This window comes from Reinekea marina (assembly GCF_030409715.1).
Taxonomy (GTDB): Bacteria; Pseudomonadota; Gammaproteobacteria; order Pseudomonadales; family Natronospirillaceae; genus Reinekea; species Reinekea marina.
Window position 1 is genome coordinate 3,137,625 of sequence record NZ_JAUFQI010000001.1, and the last position, 21,203, is coordinate 3,158,827.

Genomic DNA, 21,203 nt, shown 5'->3' on the forward strand with positions numbered 1-21,203 from the left:
TTAGGCGGCCTGAGACTTTCTCTCAGCTAACCAAGTAATTATTTTTTCAGCCAATTCTCTTGGCGAACCGCGCCAATCTAAACAACCCGCCTCTTGAGCAGAGTCTGGCATAGAAGGCTGAATACAGCTTTGTGTAGTTTGGCCCCACACAGTCCCGCCTTGCTCTTTAACTAACGTAGAACCAAGCGTACCATCACTGCCCATTCCACTGAATATAATGGCATTTGCTTTTTGTCCGTAGTGATTGGCGACATTTTTTAACAAATGATCCAAACTGGGACCATAAGGTCCGCTCCAACCGTTTTCTTTCCAAAGTACACCGGAGTTTTCAGTGAACACAATTTCATTATCAACCGGCACCACACACACTTTACCATTTTCTAATTGCACGCCATGATCGGCCTTGACCATATTCAATTGGGTATGGCGTCCAACAGATTGAACCAGTGCATCGAGGCAACCATCATCAATATGCTGTGCATATAGAAAGGCAGCGGGTATGTCTTTGGGTAATAAATCAACAAACTCTTTAACCGCTTGAGGCCCACCTAACGAAGCACACAAAACCCAGATCGGACCTAGGTTTGGGCACGGTGCATTTTTTAATGCCTCTGGCAATTCAAAGCTTTGCTTTTCGGAATTGTCGACGAGCGCTTCTAGGTCAATTTCCGGCGCAATAAGGGCTTCTTCAACGGGCGGTGCATGGGCATTGAGCTTTTCTTTTATTCGCCTTTGCCAGCCCAAATAGTCTTCGTCATTCTTGCCTGGAATATTGCCATCACCAAACAATACCGGCATCTCAGTTAGTTCAAGAACGTCCTGAATAAAGTCATCGTTCTGATCGTTCTCTTCTAGCTCGACAACCCATAGCCGAATGGTTTCGTTCTTCAGCAGCTTTTTATTGAGTCGCTCAGGCGATGTATTTACGGCCACATCATAGCCAGCATTATTTATCACAACCTGCAGCTGATGCTGAATAAGGGGTGACACAGCGATCACCCCAACACGATTATGTTTACCCTTCATGAGACACTCACGATTCTTCGAGCAATCGCTCGATCGTTTCTAAGAGTGGTCCTTCTTGGAAAGGCTTACCAATGTATTCATTGACGCCAATAGAAATAGCGCGATCTCTATGCTTACTTCCCGTACGAGAAGTAATCATGATAATTGGAATATGTTTTAGTCGATCATCGTGGCGAACTCGCTGTGCTACTTCAAAACCATCCATGTGTGGCATTTCAATATCCAGCAAAATCAAATCTGGAATTTCATCCATCATTTGAGTAATCGCATCGCCACCATGTTTAGCCAGCATTACGTCCATACCATTGCGCTGAAGCAGGCGACTGGTCACTTTTCGAACCGTTACAGAATCATCACAAACTAATACCTTCGATGGTCCTTCTTTCTTCTTGCTTGTCGGCAATACGGGTATGGCTTCAATGGCATCCGTTGCTTTTGATTGATCTTCGACAACCAACTCAGAACGAATCAAAGCAGGTAAGTCTAAAATCACAACAACGGAGCCGTCACCTAGAATGGTTGCACCAGAAACCCCTGGTACCTTACTAAATTGCGGCCCAAGGTTTTTCACCACAATTTCTCGTGATCCCATTAGCCTATCAACATGCAGCGCCATTGAGTGTCGCTCATCACTGCCTCTAACCAGAACTAACGGGATGTTATTGTCTAAATTGTCTAAATTTGGTTGTAACCCGGTATGCAGCAACGACGCCATATACTCTAAACGATAACGTCCGCCACCATATTCAAACAAAGGCGCATCGGGCTGATAGTATTGCGCAAGCTGTTTTGGCGTGACTCGTACAATACCTTCAATTGATGTTAACGGCAGAGCGTAGAGGTCATCCATCGTATTGACCATTAGCGCTCGGTTGACCGAAACCGTAAACGGTAATCGAATTATAAACTGTGTGCCTTGGCCGAGTTCAGAATCGATCGACATTGATCCGCCGAGTTGCTTAACCTCGGAATTCACAACATCCATGCCAACACCACGACCGGAAATCTGAGTCACCTTTTCCGCCGTACTGAAACCTGCATCTAAAATAAATTGCATGATTTCTGTGTCGTTCAAGTCTGAATCTTCTGCGATTAAACCTTTTTCGAGCGCTTTTTGGCGAATACGATTTACATCGATGCCTTTACCATCATCTTGCAACTTCAAGACAATGTCACTGCCTTCACGGGCTAGATCGAGCTGAACTGTTCCTTTCGTCGGCTTACCGATATTTGAACGAGCATCTGGCATTTCAATGCCATGGTCGACTGCATTTCGTAGCATGTGCTCCAATGGCGAAATCATACGTTCTAATACAGTACGATCGACCTCCCCTTCCGCATTACCAACAACAAAATCAACCTGTTTATTCAGTTCGCCAGATACTTGCCGTACGATACGACGCAAGCGAGGCAGCAACCGGTTAAATGGTACCATTCGAGTACGCATTAAACCTTCTTGAAGCTCCGTGTTAATACGGCTTTGTTGAAGCAAAATGGTTTCAGCATCGCGCGTTTTGTCGGTCAACGTCGACTTAATATCTTGAAGGTCGTATGTTGCTTCCATAAGCGATCGTGACAACTGCTGGATCTGTGAATATCGATCCATTTCTAACGGGTCAAAATCTTCGTAGTTTGTTTCCTCAGCCCGTTCTTGGCGAAAACTGATTTGAGCTTCGGTTTCTAAGTCTAATCGTCTTACTTGATCTCTTAAGCGATCAATCGTCGAATCCATATCGCCAAGACTAAATGTAAAGTCACTGACTTCTTGTTCTAATCGTGCACGAGTAATTGAAGTTTCGCCCGCCAAGTTTACCAACCCTTCTAAAAGGTTGGCGTTTACTTTCACGGTTTCTTGCGGTTGAGCACGCTTATTCTCTTGGGGTTGCTCTATTTTACTTAACGCGCTCGGTTCGGCTTCTTTTTTCTTGAAGGCAACAACGTTATCACTGGCAGACGGCTCAGCCGGTGCCAATGGCTTTTCATCTTTGGCCTCAGTACTTTGCAATAATTGAGCGGCAGATTCTGAATCAGCTTCTAATTGGGCAATCTCATCTTCATCCATTTCCTGGACAAGCTGAATAACACTCGGCCCAAAACCGCCACCAACGCCTTCATGATTCGCCAACATAGACTGCAGACTTTCAACATAAGACACCAACGTATCTTGGCGAGACATTACATTCTTAAAAAACGCGTCATTTAAAGGCAGTTTGTCTTGCTGGGTTTTAATTACAAAGCTTTCAAAATCGTGGCTTTGATCGCCCAGTTCTTTTAATTTAGCTAATCGAGCACCACCTTTTAATGTGTGCAAAACACGCTTCAATTCATCGGCGTGCGCTTCGTTTTCGTTATCGATTTGCCATTCTTCTACGGCATTTTCCAGCTCGGTTAAAAGCTCCCCGGCCTCATCAATGAAGATTTCTAAAATATCGAAATCTAAGTCATCCGGAAGATCTAAAGCCACTGCCGGAGAATCGCCTTCTACTCTTTCCACTGAGTTAGCAGGCTCTTCCGATTCTTGGTTCGAGGCTTCTACTGTTAACTCGTGCTCAACGTGCGTAGATAGATCTTGACTCACCAGGTCTTCAAGCGTCGGTTCTTTGCTCGTTTCAGCAGGTGTACTATCTACAGCAAGCGCCGAAAGTGCGTTGAAATCAGCCGTGGGATCTTTTCGATACAACGTTATTGCGGCAATTAAATCTGGAGCTGACAAACAAGACATGCTCGACTCAATGTCACCAATCATTACAGCTAACCGGTCATGACATTGTTGTAATAAAGAGATTAGGTAATCTGAAGGTTGATACTTCCCTTGACCTAAGCCTTCATATAGAAACTCCAATTCATGCGCTAAGTCTCCTAAAGGTGTAATTTCGGCCATGCGCGCGCCACCTTTAAGAGTGTGTAAGTCTCGCTGTAGCGACTCTACTTCTAGTGTATTAGCGGTATCATTTGTCCAGTTATCTAAGCTCTGCTGAATGCTTTCTAGTATGTCGTTGGCCTCTTCTAAAAAGATTTCAACAAGCTCAGCGTCGCCTTCAATCGATTGTCGTTCAGGCTGCTCAACTTCTAGAGCCGGCGAAGAAGTAGGATTACTTTCTTGAGGTGTCGATACCGGCGCAAGGGTGCTATCGACTAGCTGATCGAGTGGGGTACTCTCCACTGATTCAGATGTTTCGCTTTCTTGTTCCTGAGCACCTTTCACTTCAAAAGGAATGGCGTAAAGCTCATAAAGTTGTTTTAGTCGCTCAGAAAACAATGCGTCTGTTCTGATAGATTGACCTGCGGCAATTCGATCCATCATTGAAATGAGAGATTCGTGGCCATCATGCGCTAAGTTAAAGAACTTTTCCTCGACCATATAAGGGTTGGAGGCCGCAGCTTGGTATAACGAATGAAGCTCATTACTTAATTGAGAAACAGGCATCAGGTCAACGGCATAAGCTGCTTGTGCGAGCGTGTCTAGTTCGCGAATCAGAACAGACATTGATTCTTCGGCATTGCCTTGGCTCGACCACGCTTCCAAGAGGTGCTCTGCATCCATAACGATATCCATACTTTCGGACAAAAATATCGTCATTAAACTCAGTTCTTCAGTATTCGAAGGCTCTGCTTCTACAAAGATTTCTTTTTTATAGGCGATTACTCGCTCAATAAAGCTCTGAGCCTCTGGAGTTGTACTGGCCGTTGAATCTGCGGTAGCAAAATCTTTTACCAAAATGCTCATCGTCGCCAATAAATCGACAAACGATTGCGAAGCCTTTTGCCCTCGCTCTTGAAGCTCTTTAACTAACGCTTCAAGAGGTTGCACAACATCAGCAATCACTTCCACACTGGCCATATGTGCAGAGCCTTTGATGGTGTGTAATGCGCGTTGCAAGGCGTCTGGTAATTTACGACCAATAGGTTCGTCTGATAAATAATTATCAACAAACTCAATGTGAGAATTTAATTCAGCTTGGAATATTTTAAGCAAATTATCATCGGTACTGGGCTCAGATACTTCCACTGAGAAGTTCAGGTTGGATGTATCAGTTTCTTCTGCTTCAAGCTCAGTTTCAATATCTATCTCAAGCGTATCGTCAACCTGGTCTAACGTTTCTACCGCTGAATCCGTTATCTCAATTTCGTCTATTTCAGAATCATTCGAAACGGTAGACCAATCTGCTGGCTCGCCTTTTGAGATACTATCCGCTATGGCAGCTAATGCATTTGCTCTCGTTGCATCAACCGGCTTCTTTTTCTCAAACTGGGCAATTAAGTTTGGTACTTCAGCCGTCACTTCTTCGACCACACGTAATAGATCATCACTGATGTCTATACTGCCATCGATAAGTCGGTTCAACATGCTTTCAATAGACCACGCGGTTTCACCAATTAAGTTGGCGTTTACCATGCGTCCACTGCCTTTTAGCGTGTGAAAAGCACGTCTAAACTCAGTCAATGCTGATTTATCTGAGGTGTCTTGCTTGAATTGAGGGAAAAACTCATTGATGGCCTCAAGAACTTCTTCGGCTTCTTCAATAAAGATTTCTAAAATTTCATCGTCGATTAAATCATCGTCGTCATCTTCACTTAGCTCTGTTACTTCAGGCTGAATGATTTCTGCATTTTCTGTACTTTCTTCACTGACTTCTAAATGATCAGTATCGCTCTCAACATCAACGACTTCATTGAGGTCAGCTTTAATAGGCTGCGGAGCTTCAGCTTCAAACAAGGCTTGATCTATAGACAGCGTTTCATCAAAGTCACTTTCTAAAACATCGGCAACGGGTAACTCATCCCAATCGTCAGTTGCTGCAACATCTTTAGCATCAAGCTCTATTACAGTGTCGTTTTGGTCAATATTCAGTTCAATTGAATCAATAGACTCTTGCTCTTCATCACTTTCGAATTCCAGAGATAAATCTGCTTCCAGATCTTCTTCTGACTGTAAGAATGATTCGTCTTCGACATTCGGAGCTTCAATGGTATCGGAATCATCGACAACAAATGCTTCTTGATTATTCGATGTTTTGTCTTGTTCCGAAATAACTTCCGGTTCGTTCGATTCAACATCAAACTGAATGTTGTAGCCCAATTTACGAACAGATTCGGCGGCACGTTCCAATAACTCTACATTGGTGCCGGAGCCATCACGGAAAATGCGCTCTAAATAATACTCTACGCCAACCAATGCATCAGCGAGGGCATCTAGCTCGTCCCATTGTGGCTGATAGCGGTCACCTATGAGCTTTTGCTCTACATAATTTTGAACACACTTTAAAATGTCGGCCGCTTCATGCAATGGCACCATACTCAAACCACCACGTATGGTTGTCAGCTGGTTAGTCGCGTCTTCTAATCTCGCATGATCGAAATGATTGCCGATAAATTCTACAACCGCGTCTTTAATTTGCTCTAAACCATTTCTTGCTTCACGCAATAAGGCATCGTGTGCGTTATTTATATCACTTTGCGTAGCACTTGCCTGAGAATCAAAACTGGATTCATCGGTAGCAATACCTTTTAAGGTCGCTTCGACATATACCAATGCGCCAGCAATATCCATCAACTGCAAATCACTGACTTCGCTGGCTTTTGAAATGGTGTCATTAATTTCTGTAATTTGTTCGCCAAGCACTCGACGAGGGTTACCTAAACCTACAACGGCCATAGTGTCACAAAGTTGCTGCATTGGGCTGACTAACTCTTTAAGCCGGCTTGGATCGGACACTTTTGTTCGAACCATTAGGTCTAATGCATCTTTTAATCGCGCGAGTTCTTCTAAAAGAGCCGTTACTACATTAGAAATAGCTTCTTTATCTGGGCCGGCTAATTTAGCGCGTTGCGATTCAACTTCTTGGTCGGTTGGAAGCGAATGAGTTAAATTATATTGACGTTGGATTTGAGCAATACGATCAACGCCCGTATCCTCAAGCTTGGCAATATAAAACAATAAATTCTTAATCAGGGTTTCTGAGGGATAAGTCTGTACAACTTTAACAGGGTCAGCGATCAGTGCTTTAAGCTCAGAGTCTAAATCGCGTAACAGTTTTGCTGTGGCCGGCGAGCGATTAATTTGCCCTACTTTTATACCGGCTATGAAAGCATCTGCAATGCGCCAAAGCGACCCAATTTTTGTGCGCTCGGTTAATTTCGCTATACGAGCAATGGCTTTCGTTAAAAAACCGACACTGTTGTCGACATCTTGATTCTTTAACCAACCGAGTAACGCCAGTTGAAACATTTGTCGCAGCTTTTTAAGCAGGGCCATCGTTTGCTGCTGCGTAAAAGCACTGTAGTCGGGCTCTCCAACCATTCGCTTTGCCGCACTTAATTCAGGTGTAAATAGTGCCGTTTCAGAAAGCAAACTTGCGCCGCGAGCGGCACGTAAGTCATTAAGCAGCGGCAATATGATGATAGGGAGGTCATGCTGACCTTTTTTCAATTGATCCAAATAATTGGGAAGCTGAATGATCGCTTGCATTAATACCGCTAGATTCTCACCACTGGCGGGCACTAATCCTTCGACAATCGAACGATTTAGTTGTTCCATTTCTTCAGCAAGCAGAGCAGCACCAAAAAACTCAACCATTTGCAACGTGCCGTAAACCTGATGAATATACGACAAGCTGAATTCTAAACGGTTAGTATCTTCAGGTGTATCAACAAAAGCCTCTAATGCATATCGAGCCTGCTTCAGAGTTTCATCGATTTCACCTTTAACCCAATCTAATGCTACAAAATCTCGGCGGTCGGTCATGCCGATTTCCCCATTATTATTTACGTTTTATGTAAGCTAGTGCACGTTCACCTGGAACACGCGTTAAATCTGGCATATTCCAATCGACAATTTCTCCAAGGCCTAACACTAATATGCCACCTGGCTTAAGGCGGCTAGCTAACTCAGAGACAATGTCTTTGCGTCGCCATTTTCTAAAATAGATGAGTACATTTTGACAATAAATTACATCTAAGTTATTCAATGGAGAGCGCGCTAACTCCAACAAATTTAATCGAACAAAGCAGGCACGGTCACGAGTGCTTTTAACGACCTGTTTACTGCCACCAACATCGGTAAAGTATCGATCCACTAATCGTTTATCGAGCGTTTCTAGACGACGAAGAGCATATTTCCCCTCTGAAGCCGCCTTTAATCCTTTTTTACTGACATCAGTACCTGTTATGCCGTAACGAATATCGCTTGAAGATTCATGCTTAGCGAGAACCTCTTCGATCAAGATGGCTAAGCTGTAAGTCTCTTCACCAGATGAACAGCCAACACTCCAAACGCTGAGCGCTGATTCGTCTCTCTTTAAACGTCGAACAAGGTAGTCTTTTACTAGGGCCAGCGCTGCTGGATCTCGGAAAAAACGAGTTTCTTGTACCGTTATCCGGTCGATCAACTGATTCCACTCAATCAGCCCCCTATCGCCTTGCATTACAAACTCGTGATAGGTGAGGTAGTCATCGAAACCCACCTCTCGCATTCGTATAGACAAACAGGTTTTCAGAAAACTACGGCGGTGATCTGGAAGCTGCAAACCAAGCCGTTCTTCTATCGTATCTTGCCAGCAAGCGAATGCGGCATCCGATAAATCTGGCGATTGGTTTACAGACACAACCATAGTTTTCTCTTGTTTTTGTAACCGCAGCCTTAAACCGCAGTTACAAATTCATCGTCTAGATCTGGAATAGAAAGTGATTCTAGATCATCGTCATTTTCAGGTAGCTTAAAGCCGGCAACCGAAGACTGAAGGTCATTGGCCAATTGAGCTAAGTTACCAATCGATTTAGCCGTTGCAGTCGTACCCGCTGATGTTTGCGAGGTAATCTCTTGAATGACGTTCATCGTATTTGAAATATGACCCGCAGATGATGCCTGCTGTCTCGCTGCGTTCGAAATGTTCTGAATCAAGTCAGCTAGGTTTTTCGATACGCTTTCAATTTCTTCCAGTGCAACACCGGCGTCTTGCGCAAGGCGAGCTCCACGTACAACCTCGGCAACCGTTTGTTCCATCGAGATTACCGCTTCGTTGGTATCGTTCTGAATCGTTTTAACGAGCGCTTCAATCTGTTTTGTTGCAGCAGATGAACGTTCTGCAAGGCGCTGTACTTCGTCGGCAACAACCGCGAAGCCTCGACCAGCATCACCCGCCATCGATGCCTGAATTGCGGCGTTAAGTGCAAGAATGTTGGTTTGGTCTGCAATGTCGTTAATCAACGATACGATGTCACCAATTTCCTGTGAAGATTCACCCAATCGTTTAATACGCTTCGATGTTTCTTGAATCTGCTCACGAATGTTATCCATGCCGTTAATGGTTGCCTGTACCACGTCAGCACCTTTTTTAGCGATCGCAACCGATCGCTCTGCCACCGCGGCTGATTCCGCGGCGTTCGCGGATACTTGGTCAATAGAGACGGCCATTTCGTTAACCGCCGCTGATGCTCCAGCAATTTCTTGGGCCTGATGCTCAGATGCTTCAGCAAGGTGCATCGCCGTTGCCTGAGTTTCTTGTGCCGCTGAGGTCACCTGAACCGCTGTTGTGTTAATCGCCGATACCAGCGAGCGCATTTGGTCGATTGCGAAGTTAATCGAGTCGGCAATAGCACCTGTAAAGTCTTCGGTTACTGTGGCCTGAGTCGTCAAGTCACCGTCGGCTAAGTCGGCAAGTTCATCAAGTAAACGTAAAATTGCGTTCTGGTTTTGCTCGTTAGTTTCAGCTGTTTGCTGTAAATCGCTCTGTGTATCACGAATAATTACGAATACCGCGCCGGCAATTAACAGCATCGCTATCAAACCCAACAATAGAACCCAATTTGAATTAAATAGACGTGTATCGGCGGCAACCTGCATTTGGCCGATTAGATCGGATGCTAACTCAAGTAGAGTTTGTGAATCAGAGAATATGTTACTAGAAGCTTCACGTACCTGGAATAGCTCTGGAGATGTCGCCATAATTTGAGAAACTGAGCCAGATACAATTTCAAAAATTTCAGCAATATCATTCAAGGAGGCGGCTGCTTCAGGGTCTTCTACCTTTTGAATGTCTAAGTTGTCGTCACCTAAACGCATACCTTGTAGTACACGTGCAAAGAGTGCTGCATCTCGTTCAAATGAGTCGGCGGCCATTACGGCACCTTCGCCACCCACAAGTACGTTGTTAATAGACCGTACGATACGTTCCGCTAACCAAGACTGTCGTTGTGCAAGAGCAACCTGACCCGCGCCAGCGCCGTTTTCCAATAAAATTTCAACAACTTCGTCGTATTCTACTTGTAATTCAGGAATACGTTCAGAAAGAGTATTGGCCGTACCATGTAACTCAAGAATAACGTCACGTGAATCAACAATAAGGTTAGAAGATTCACTCACACCAGACCAAACACTGCCTAATCGGCTGGCATCAACGCCACTTGCGTGTTCACTTAATGCCGGTACGCCACTAACGGGATTACCTTGAAGAATGTAATTCCAGCGAATTTCAAATTCGGCACGCGCTCGTTGAAGCAAAGAGAAGGCTTCTTCTTTACCTGCGGATGCTTCCGAGGCGTTTTTAGCCAGTTCCTGAGACAATACCCTGAGTTCTGCGGCATTTTCCAATAACTCTTGATCGTACCGAGTTAAGGTACCAACGTGCGCAACTACGGCAACTGCCGCGATAATTACCACCAACAAGGCGGCAAGCAAGATACTGAGTAATCGGTTGGTACCGAGAATTGTCAGCAGGTTTCCGGCTCTTTGTTTCATTTTTGAACTCCAGTCTGGCTTCTGGTTGCCATCTATTTAACGTCTTTTATATATAAGAAAAGGTGCGACCTAAACGGCAACACCTTGAAACTCTTCACTTTCAAACAATTCCCGCATATTAAATCGGCACCATATTCGCTTGTCTTTCACGAAGTGCCCACTTACAAAAGGTTTTATGCCTTCTGGAATATTCGGTGTAGATTCATCGAAATCGTCTATTGGGAAATATTGCATACCTTCTACCCCATCGATAACCAATCCATCGCTCTGCTCATTTTGCTCTATGACCAAAATACGTCGATTACGGATAGCTTGATTACTTTCATAAGATAAAAAGTCATTTAAATCTATAATTGGAATGAGTCGGCCACGAATATTAGACACACCAAGAACCCATGACTGCACATTAGGCAGGCGGGTAAAATCGGGTACTCGCAAGATCTCCTTCACCTCCGACATCGGGGCAACAAAGTGATGCTCACCAATACGAAAGCCAATCCCACTCCATGTTTGTGCAACCTCACCTTGCTCTGGTAAGCCTTTAGCGCTGTGGCGCACACGAGACTCAATTCCTCTAAGCAGCGTGATCGGGGTTACTTCGGTCATCGCAATTAACCTAAGGTTTTGCCAGCCATCACAGCTTCAATAGTTTTAAGCAGCTCTGCTTCGGCTACTGGCTTAACTAGGTAGCCTGAAGCCCCTTGTCGACGACCCCAAACTCGATCTGTTTCTTGGTCTTTTGTAGTGACTATGACAACCGGAATGTGGGCGGTGTCTGCACCTTTAGTGAGCTGACGGGTAGCTTGGAAGCCGTTTAAACCCGGCATTACAATATCCATCAACACAACATCAGGCAGCTCTTGGCGAGCCAGCGCAACACCATCAGCACCGTTATCGGCGGTCAATACTTCTATTCCATGCTTCTCTAACATACCTTGAAAGGCATAGGTCTCGGTTGGAGAATCATCAACTATTAAGACTCGTGGCATAACATACCCTTGTTTCGTTTACTAAATTCGTTTTCTACTTAACGTAGTCTCGAATTGCACCTAGCAATTCGTCTTTTCCAAAAGGCTTGGTCAAATATTGATCTGAACCAACTATTCTACCTTTTGCCTTATCAAACAGCCCGTCTTTACTGGAAAGCATAATGACCGGTGTTTCTTTAAATGCACTGTTATTTTTGATCAGTGCGCAGGTTTGATAGCCGTCTAATCTAGGCATCATGATATCTACAAAGATAATATCTGGCTTAGAATCGGCTATTTTAGCCAACGCGTCGAACCCGCCTGTTGCGGTAATGACTTCACAGCCTACCTTCTTCAGTAGCGTTTCTGCTGTGCGACGAATGGTTTTAGAGTCATCTATTACCATTACCTTCAAATTGTCAAAACTGGTATCCATAAGCCATCCCAAGGTTTAGCGCTTTACACATAATAAATTTCAAACAATGTTAGCTTATTATTCTCGAAAATAACATGACTACAGTCTAACATGCCTATTCCATAACGACGGAAAATTTAGCTAATTTTTCAAGGGCTAACTTTTATCATAGATTCTAACTTATCGCTATAACTGTCTGTTAAGAAAGTTATTTTGACTTTCAGAACTTTGCTTTACCATGTATTCAATATTCCAATTTATTAAGAGAAGACCATGACAATCAAACTTGCCATCGTAATGGATCCAATTGAAACGATAAATTACAAAAAAGACAGTTCTCTGGCTATGTTGTGGGCCGCTGCAGACAAGGGTTGGGAGCTCCATTATTTAACATTACCCGATTTATACCTCGAAAATGGCACCGCTAAGGGTCTGAGCACGCCTCTCACGGTAGATCGTGATCCAAACGCCTTCTATCAGCTAGGAGACAAAACAAGCCGAGCACTGGCCGATTTCGACGTCATCTTAATGCGTAAAGACCCACCTTTCGACAATGAATTTGTGTATGCAACCTACTTGCTCGAAATGGCCGAGCAGCAAGGGAGTTTAGTGGTTAATAAGCCGCAAAGCCTGAGAGACTGTAACGAAAAGCTATTTGCGACCCACTTTGCACAATGCACACCGCCACACTTGGTCACTCGTGATTCGACTTTGTTACGACAATTTCACCAGCAGCATCAGGATGTTATTTTTAAGCCATTAGATGGAATGGGCGGTACTGCCATTTTCCGTTTAAAGCCTAATGACCCGAATGTTGGTGTAATCATTGAGACGCTGACAAATAATGGCCAAGAACAAATTATGGCGCAGAAGTTCTTGCCCGAAATTACAGAGGGTGACAAACGCATCCTTATTGTCGATGGCAAACCAGTAGACTATTGTTTAGCCAGAATACCGGCAAAAGGCGAAACGCGTGGCAATTTGGCAGCGGGCGGTCGTGGTGTTGCTCAACCGCTCACTGAAAAAGACCGCTGGATTGCGAACCAGGTCGCACCAGAGCTTGTGAAGCGTGGGTTATTATTTGTCGGTCTAGATGTTATCGGCGAATTTTTGACGGAAGTAAACGTCACCAGCCCCACCTGCATTCGAGAAATTGACACAGCCTACAATACAAATATCTCTGCAGATTTAATGAACGCAATTGAAAAAAGACTGGTAAAGAAGTAATACATGGCCACACAAACTGCAAAAATCGGCGCGATTGATCGCTTAAGTTTCACTGTATTTCTAGCGATAGCCTTGCACGCATTGCTGATATTCGGTGTCAGTTTTAGCTCATTCACCCAAAAGCAAAGCAGCCCGACGCTCGATGTAACGCTGAGCGTGCATAAGAGCAACGAAGAAGTCAGCCTCGATGAGGCCGACTTCTTAGCCGACAATGACCAAGTGGGCAGTGGCACACTAGACGACAAACAGCTTCTTAAATCTGACCAAGAAGCCGACATAGAAGAAAACCAAATCTTCCAAACAACGCCAACCATTCAACATTTAGCCTATACCGAGTTGAGTGTGAGCCACGACCGAATTATTACCACCAGTAAATTGAGTGATTTTGCGGCTAACAGCAGCTCAAGTGATGATGGTTCTGCCGATTCAGCGAATGCAGAGCAAGAGAATATTATCTTAAACAACATAACCGATGTAGCTACGTTAAAGGCCCTACTAGACGATAGCCGGCAAAATTATGCCAAACGTCCTCGTACCAAAACCTTGACCGCAGTTTCCGCTAAACGCGCTGCAGATGCTGCCTACATTCACAATTGGCTGCAAAAGGTCGAACGCATCGGCAATCAAAATTACCCCGAAGCCGCCCGAGAAAGAAGACTGATAGGCTCGGTGGGCTTAGCGGTAGAAATAAATGAAGATGGTTCTTTAAGAAGCGTATCAGTGACTCGTCCTTCGGGAAGCAGCATTTTGGATCAGGCGGCAAAACAAATTGTCCACCTTTCAGCCCCCTTTGAACCACTTAGCGCCGAAGTGCTCGAAGACAATAATGTTTTAGTCATTATGCGTACTTGGCATTTTAGAGTAGACGGCCAAACTCGGTTTAGCGCCGATGGCTGATACCTGGTTAGGATTTGATTGGGGAACTGGCTGGATTGGCGTTGCTTGCGGGCAAACGCAAACCCACACTGCGTCTGAGCTAAAGCCATTAAGAGCCAAAAACGGCATCCCGAATTGGGATGACATTGATAAACTCGTTCAAGAATGGAAACCCAAAGGCTTTGTCGTGGGCATTCCGTTTAATATGGATGGCTCCGAATCAGAAATGACGGTCAGGGCACACAAATTTCGCAAGCGTTTACATGGCCGCTATGGTCTTCCCGCCAATGGCATAGATGAACGCTTATCCACAAAGGAAGCCATGCACCATATAAGTAGCCAGCCAATGGCGCTGTCTAAAGCTCGTAAAGCCAAGGTCGATAGCATTGCGGCTCAAATTATTTTACAAAGCTGGTTAAATGAGCAACTCTATCAACACTAATCGTCCAGACGATAATTACTACTTGGATTATTTTTTAACAATGCTTAGCACTGTTGAAAAACGCTACCAAGATCTTTTCACCCCTGAAGACCGATCCTTTTTAGCGCGAATCAACCGTTGTTCGCCCATGGTACTGCGCTTGCTGATTCGCCTTTATATGCGTAAAGGTCCGAATTTTATCGCCGATAAACTAGATTATGCCGAAGTTGAAGATACCGCGACTGCCTTGTCAGAGCTCGCCGAACAATCCTTAATTCAATTCAATCCTGAAGTCTATGCTTGGGAGTTGATCGACTTACTGCCAGTCGCCCAATCTCGATCACTTTTTATTGAAGGTACTGAGAAAATCAAAAAAGCAGACATGCTAGAGCTTTGGTTAGAAGATGAGACTTTATTAACACCGGCCGATTGGGGTTACGACGAAACAATCATCACTCCTTGTGATTATGACTGCTTAAGACGATTCCAATTGCTCTATTTTGGAAACGAACGCCAAACCCTGACAGACTTTATCCTTGAAAATCTTGGCGTAGCCCAATATGAAAAATACCCACTGGATTCTCAAAATAGATTTTTTCAATGCACTGAAGATATCGATACATACCTTGAACTCAGTAATTTAAGCAGCGAATTTTACTTAATCAATGAGGCCAAAAACTGGTCGCTTCTCAATGATTTTGCAGAACAATGTTTATCATTAACGGTTTCAGATGCATTGAAGTATCGTTGGCATAAGCTTTTGAATCGTGTCGCTTATCGCTTAGAACAACTCAACGAACTCAACTTAAGCCTTACACTATTTCAGACCAACAGCTTACCGCCTTCGCGTGAGCGACAGGTTAGAATTCTTCATAAGCTCGAAAAGTACCAAGAAGCGTTGGCTATCATGGAACAATTGCAATCAGAGCCTAAATCGGAAAGCGAGTTAACCTTTTATCAACGCTTCATAAATAAACTCAATAAACCGCTCTCCCGTCCATTGGAGAAATTTCCGAAGCCTATTTGGAATGAACGTTATTTAGAAGTGTACAAACAAGACACCAAAGTTGAAGAAATAGCCGCTAGCACGTTAGGCCATTGTCACTGGTTAGAAAACACCCTACCCATGTCTATATTTGGTTTAGCGATTTGGTCCGCGGTGTTCGCCGATGTTCCTGGGGTTTGGCACCACCCGTTTCAATCCAAACCAACGGATCTATATGAAGAAACTTTTTATGCAAAAAGAGACCATTGCTTTCAATCTATTTTTGCACAAAATAAATCTCAGCTACGTGGGTCTTTGGTATCGATGTGGCAAGAAAAGCAAGGTATCAGCAATCCTTTTGTTCACTGGAAACATTTAACACTTGAGCTCGTGTTAAGTTGCTTTGACGCACTCAGCCTCGAACAATGGCATGGCGTATTCAAACATATTCTTACGGATATAAAACACCACCGCTCTGGTTTCCCCGATTTATTTCAACGAACCTTGCATGAGTATGAGTTTATTGAAATAAAAGGTCCTGGCGATAAGCTTCAGGATAATCAAGTGGCCTGGTTAAAAGTTTTTAATGACTTAAACATCAATGCAAGCGTTTGCTATGTCAGCTACTTGTGAACGCAAAACCTATAAAATCAATGTTCGTGCATTGGCCGATTTTTGCCAAACAGAAGGCGATTTAATCAGTCAGTACCGAGCATCACCCAGCAGTCTTGAAGGTCAATTTGGGCATCGCGCTATTCAAAACAAACGCCCAAAGCCTTATCAACCCGAAGTATCTGTATCGGTGCAATGGCAAGCTCCGCATTTTGATTTACGCGTTTCTGGTAGAGTCGATGGTGTTTTTCATAGTGGTATTGAAGAAATAAAAACGACTCGAATCCCACCCAGTGAAATCCCACCTACCACCAAAGCCTTGAACCTGTCCCAAGCAAAAATTTACGCCGCAATTTTAGCCAACCAGAGTTTTGACAACAGAAAGTCTATAGACGTATGCGTTTGCTACGTGCACCCACAAACACTGCAAGAATGGCCAGAGACCCAAACGTTTCAGAAACAGGATCTCATTGATTATTTAGTTTTATGTTGCGCGCGCTATGAGGATTGGCTGGAACAAAAGCATTCTCATTTTAAAGCCTTAATCCCTTACCTCGATTCACTTGCATTTCCATATTCTGCCATGAGACAGGAACAGCGATTAATGGCTGAAAGCGCCTATAAATCGATATTAACCCAGAAGCACTTGTGTGTAGAAGCACCCACCGGCACGGGTAAAACATTAGCCTCGCTATTCCCTGCAATTAAGGCGCTGAAAACTCCAGTCATTGACAGCGTATTTTATTTGTCCATGAAAAATACGGGCCAAGTAGCGGCATGGGACAGCCTAAAGCAACTAGACCCGAGCGCTAGAATAAATGCCATTCAATTGTCGTCAAAAGACAGTGCTTGCTTATCGCCAGAGACGCCATGCGACGGAGAGTTCTGTGAATTCGCCCGTGGCTATTTTAGAAAAAGATCCCAGATCAGGCATTTATTTTTTAGCCATAAGCATTGGACAAAAGCCGCTTTGATGGAAATAGGCTTAGAGAATGAAATTTGCCCTTATTACTTGAGTCAAGATTGGGCAATTTGGTCTGATATTGTCGTCGGCGATATCAACTACATTTACGACACGACGGCTGTTCAGCCTTATTTACTCAAAGAAATAGATAACCGTGCCACCATTTTGATAGACGAAGCTCACAACTTAATTGAACGTGGCCGAATGATTTATTCGACCGAATTTTTAGGTGCATCATTACAAGCGCTGCTAAAACTATGCCCAAGTAACATTAAAAAGAACCTGGCCAAGATTCAGAGTGCGCTTAGAACCTGTTGTAAAGATAAACAACAGGAAATAACCTCTATTTCGCCGGAGTCGTTAATTGGGCAAGCGCGTCAGTTTGTCAGTGACAGTGCCGCCTTGCTCAGAGAGTCACCGTCGTTTGTTCCTCCCATAGAGTGGCAGCAATTTATTTTTATGTGTTCTCGGTTTGTACGCTTAAGTGAGTTGGCCAATGAACAAGATTTTGTATGGCGTTATAATGATGGCCAACCCGCGGATCGTAAGATTGAATTGTTATGCTTAAACCCAGCAACGTTGCTGGCGCAAAAACACAATATTGTAAACAACGTTATCGCTTTCTCAGCCACCTTAACACCGGCCAACTACTCATTGACACTCAATGGCTTAAGTGAAAGCGTGTACCAACAATTGCCTTCACCTTTTTCGCCGCAGCAACATAGAGTAAAAATTGTACGAGACGTTTCAACCAGATATACCGACCGCAATGAATTGCCGCAAACCATAAAGAACTTACTGCAGAGTTACAGCCTTAACGAGAAGAATACTTTTGTGTTCTTCTCAAGTTACCTGCAGCTTAAATCATGTACGGCGGTATTAGAGATCAACGAGAACAAATGTATTATCCAACAACGTTCGTGGACACAAGAAGATAAAAACGCCGTTATAAATCGCTTTAAAAACGAACAGGGCCTCAGTTTATTTTGTGTACTCGGCGGCGTGTATTCAGAAGGCGTCGACTTACCAAACGCTCAATTAGAGCAAGTAATTATCGTAGGACCAGGATTACCACAAGTTAATGACCTCAACAATCGCATCAAAATGGCACTCAGCCAAAGAGGAATGCCAGGTTTTGACTACACATACCTTTTTCCCGGGCTTCAAAAAGTTTTGCAAGCGGCCGGTCGTGCCGTTAGAACCGAAAATGATATCGGCGACATTGTCTTAATTGATGATCGATTCATTCAATATTGGAAGAACGGCTTACTGCCTAGTTACTGGCACATCGAAGATTGCTCTATTGCGAAATGGACGAGTCATCAATCAGATTCAGACTGATAGGGCTCTTGTTCGAAATTCAAAATAGAGTCTCGCAAATGATCATAGCTATTATGCGTAAGTTCATCGTCTTGATTCAAAATATCCTCCGCCAGCATTTCTAATTCGGTCCAATCACTTTCTGTTAATAATTCTTGAGCCAAAGGGAATAAGACGGTTTCCTCAGCATCTAAGTGCAACATTTGCCGGGTTAAGTAAATTGTCGCCGTTTGATAAAGTTGCGCAACTGGCACACGGCCATCGGTAGTCACTCGACGAAATGCCACCTTTAACTCTTCAGTTAATTGCTCTAACCCATCATGCTCACTCAATACACCAACAATGTGGCTAGGGTGTGGTGGAGCACGCTGTAACATTCGCTTAAAAATAATGTCTTCTACGGGGTGGTGCCAACGTTCAGGTACAAAGGAGATGTAATCTAGAATGTCTAATATTTGCGAAGAGTTAAATACAAAATCGAGGTTTTCAAAGCCTTTTATTTGCATTTGAAGGCAATATAGAATCCGCGCCATAACTTTATGGTCGGCATTGAGTTGTTGAAGAAGTGCAACCCCCATAAGCGCTCCGTGGTAAGAGAATTATAGAAGTGTAACGGGCTGCCTAAAAGATGCGTTGACTTAAATCAATCTGAACTGCGTACGGTTTTGTTTCGGCCACCCTCTTTAGCCTTGTACAATGCCTGATCTGCTGCTTCGATCCATTCGCTATGCTCAGTGAATTTTTCAGACCAAGCGGACACACCTAAACTGACGGTCACGCTCAGAGTTTGTACGTCAGTTTCAACCTTCGTTTGCTCAATATCGGCTCGTAACCTTTCTGCAAAATTAAAGGCGTTGTCGATATCGGAGTCGATCAACAAAATGACAAACTCTTCTCCACCATAACGACCTGATAAATCTGTTGCACGAGAGTTTTCTTTCACCGCCCTAGCAACGGAACGGATCACCTGGTCTCCTGCAGGGTGCCCCCAAGTATCATTTACTTTTTTAAAGTGGTCGATATCGAACATAATCAAGCATAATTCGCGAGGGTTTCGCTGTTGGCGCATAAACTCGTTTTCAAACAGAGTTTCCCAATATCCTCGGTTAAATAATTGGGTCAATGCATCAATTCGGCTCAGTTCGGCTAGCTGTTCGTTTGCTTTATTTAACTTTAGTTTACTGGTAGCCACATCGGTTACGTCATACACAATGACGGCTAAATTTTCGACCTTGCCCGTTGTGCTTACAACCGGAATAAAGGTGCAGTTTTGATACATGTATGGCGTTACGCCGGTAATGGGCCGGTTATTACGAAACTTGAATACAAAAGGTCGTTGCTCCCAGGTTGTAAATGCTCGGTTACGTAATTGAATGACCGTTTCTGCTTTGTGTTTAAACCAATCTTGTGAAAGCTCAGGAAACACATCAAAAAGAGATTTTCCCAGGGCATCGGCAGAGTCGATACCGGAATTGTTTTCTATAAATCCATTCCATGAGGTAATGGTGTACTGTAAATCAAGTACGAGCACGCCAACATCGACAGTCTGTAAAACTTCGACTAACCAATGAAACTCTGTTAATGGATCATTGCTGTTTGACATCAGTCCTCCAGCATATAAGACAGTTTATCGGCTAATACGCTCAAACTGTCTTCTGTAAACAATAACAATAAATCACAATCTACATTGCGACCTTCTAACTTGTAAGGTAACTCAATGGTTAATGCTCGCTTCCATTGCGAATCTTGCTCGCTGAGCATTTCAGCAATATTCATGTGCTGCCCCAGCAAGTTTGGCTGCCCTTGCGAGAAGTTCACGTCGATTTGTTCTGCAAGACCATTCAAACAGGCGCCGATTAGGATATTGGCAATATCCATCAACAGCTCTAATTCTATTTGCTCGGTAATTTCGCCTTCATAATGCGTTAACTCAGCCATGTCCGTAAAACTGGCATCGTTAAAAATCAAAAGGGCCTCGCCTGCTATTTTCGACCCCGTAAAGCCTTGGCACACCGCACTCACTGAGCCGGATTCACCTATAGAAGTTAATGCCATGCTTAATTCGGCACGTTCAAGTAGGTTCACGGTAGGAATAGGCATTAACACAAAAGTATCGAGTAACTGCGCCAGCAAGTTTGCTGCACGCCCAACGGCCACGTTACTAATTTCTTGAAAACAATCCCTTAAATCTTCATTAAGTGAATCTGCATTCATATCAAGACTCCTCGCCAGAATAAATGCCAAAGTCACTTAATACTTTATTGAGTTCATCAGCTGCTAACGGTTTTTTTATGAACGCTAAAGCGCCCATTTTCATGACACGTGCATAGGCTTCAGGCTGAATATCACCTGAAATAACAATGACGACGGCCGGCAGGTCGTTAGCTTTTATTTCTTCAAGCACGGCAAAGCCATCCATTACTGGCATGGTCAGATCTAGCAACACCACATCACCTTTGCCAGCTTTAATAGCTTCGATAGCTTGCTGGCCATCTCCAGCTTGGGAAACTTCAACATCCCAGCCTTTAGGCAACGCACGGATCACTTGTTTTCGTGCAAAATTCGAATCATCGACCACTAATAAGGGTAACGACATAGGTACTCCAAAGAATCAATATAATAACTAAAGCCCATTACGACTGTTTTTCAAGTA

Annotated in this window: 16 protein-coding genes; 5 read left to right on the plus strand and 11 right to left on the minus strand. The window is 43.9% G+C overall.

Going from position 1 to position 21,203, the window contains the following annotated elements:
- From QWZ13_RS17240 to pilG, 7 genes are all read right to left on the minus strand, one after another.
- Positions 1-1,026: a chemotaxis protein CheB gene (locus QWZ13_RS17240; RefSeq protein WP_290282872.1), complete on the minus strand. Its 1,026-nt coding sequence runs from the start codon at positions 1,024-1,026 to the stop codon at positions 1-3.
- Positions 1,027-1,033: 7 nt separating this feature from the next.
- Positions 1,034-7,771: an Hpt domain-containing protein gene (locus QWZ13_RS17245; protein ID WP_290282873.1), complete on the minus strand. Its 6,738-nt coding sequence runs from the start codon at positions 7,769-7,771 to the stop codon at positions 1,034-1,036.
- A 16-nt stretch (positions 7,772-7,787) separates the two neighbouring features.
- Positions 7,788-8,636, minus strand: coding sequence for a CheR family methyltransferase (locus tag QWZ13_RS17250; protein ID WP_215999854.1), 849 nt, complete (start codon positions 8,634-8,636; stop codon positions 7,788-7,790).
- 29 nt (positions 8,637-8,665) lie between these two features.
- Positions 8,666-10,762, minus strand: coding sequence for a methyl-accepting chemotaxis protein (locus QWZ13_RS17255; RefSeq protein ID WP_290282875.1), 2,097 nt, complete (start codon positions 10,760-10,762; stop codon positions 8,666-8,668).
- Between the two features lie 69 nt (positions 10,763-10,831).
- On the minus strand, positions 10,832-11,368 hold the full coding sequence (locus QWZ13_RS17260) for a chemotaxis protein CheW (protein WP_252728883.1): 537 nt from the start codon (positions 11,366-11,368) through the stop codon (positions 10,832-10,834).
- A 5-nt stretch (positions 11,369-11,373) separates the two neighbouring features.
- Positions 11,374-11,751, minus strand: coding sequence for a twitching motility response regulator PilH (gene pilH, locus QWZ13_RS17265; RefSeq protein ID WP_215999852.1), 378 nt, complete (start codon positions 11,749-11,751; stop codon positions 11,374-11,376).
- Positions 11,752-11,785: 34 nt separating this feature from the next.
- A complete protein-coding gene (gene pilG, locus QWZ13_RS17270) occupies positions 11,786-12,166 on the minus strand; it encodes a twitching motility response regulator PilG (RefSeq protein WP_290282876.1) in 381 nt (126 codons plus the stop codon).
- A 252-nt stretch (positions 12,167-12,418) separates the two neighbouring features.
- On the opposite strand from pilG, the gene gshB reads away from it, so the two are divergent.
- The 5 genes from gshB to QWZ13_RS17295 are packed head-to-tail and all read left to right on the plus strand — an operon-like array spanning position 12,419 to position 18,571.
- Complete coding sequence (gene gshB / locus QWZ13_RS17275) at positions 12,419-13,372, plus strand: glutathione synthase (RefSeq protein WP_290282877.1); 954 nt, start codon at positions 12,419-12,421, stop codon at positions 13,370-13,372.
- 3 nt (positions 13,373-13,375) lie between these two features.
- Positions 13,376-14,269 (plus strand): energy transducer TonB, encoded by an 894-nt coding sequence (locus QWZ13_RS17280; RefSeq protein WP_215999849.1) that lies wholly within the window; start codon positions 13,376-13,378, stop codon positions 14,267-14,269.
- Positions 14,262-14,690 (plus strand): Holliday junction resolvase RuvX, encoded by a 429-nt coding sequence (ruvX, locus tag QWZ13_RS17285; protein WP_215999848.1) that lies wholly within the window; start codon positions 14,262-14,264, stop codon positions 14,688-14,690. The genes QWZ13_RS17280 and ruvX overlap by 8 nt, the downstream gene beginning before the upstream one ends.
- Entirely contained in the window at positions 14,668-16,287 is a 1,620-nt protein-coding gene (locus QWZ13_RS17290; protein WP_290282878.1) for a VRR-NUC domain-containing protein, read from the plus strand. The genes ruvX and QWZ13_RS17290 overlap by 23 nt, the downstream gene beginning before the upstream one ends.
- A complete protein-coding gene (locus QWZ13_RS17295; protein WP_290282880.1) occupies positions 16,271-18,571 on the plus strand; it encodes an ATP-dependent DNA helicase in 2,301 nt (766 codons plus the stop codon). Before QWZ13_RS17290 ends, QWZ13_RS17295 begins: the two co-directional genes overlap by 17 nt.
- Here QWZ13_RS17295 and QWZ13_RS17300 read toward each other — a convergent pair.
- The 4 genes from QWZ13_RS17300 to QWZ13_RS17315 form a co-directional block, all read right to left on the minus strand.
- Positions 18,553-19,128 (minus strand): hemerythrin domain-containing protein, encoded by a 576-nt coding sequence (locus tag QWZ13_RS17300; protein ID WP_290282881.1) that lies wholly within the window; start codon positions 19,126-19,128, stop codon positions 18,553-18,555. The two genes, QWZ13_RS17295 and QWZ13_RS17300, sit on opposite strands and share 19 nt — an antisense overlap.
- Before the next feature lie 65 nt (positions 19,129-19,193).
- On the minus strand, positions 19,194-20,153 hold the full coding sequence (locus QWZ13_RS17305; protein WP_215999844.1) for a sensor domain-containing diguanylate cyclase: 960 nt from the start codon (positions 20,151-20,153) through the stop codon (positions 19,194-19,196).
- A complete protein-coding gene (locus QWZ13_RS17310) occupies positions 20,153-20,764 on the minus strand; it encodes a histidine kinase (protein ID WP_290282882.1) in 612 nt (203 codons plus the stop codon). The genes QWZ13_RS17305 and QWZ13_RS17310 overlap by 1 nt, the downstream gene beginning before the upstream one ends.
- Before the next feature lies 1 nt (position 20,765).
- On the minus strand, positions 20,766-21,146 hold the full coding sequence (locus QWZ13_RS17315; protein ID WP_215999842.1) for a response regulator: 381 nt from the start codon (positions 21,144-21,146) through the stop codon (positions 20,766-20,768).
- Between the last annotated feature and the right edge of the window lie 57 nt (positions 21,147-21,203).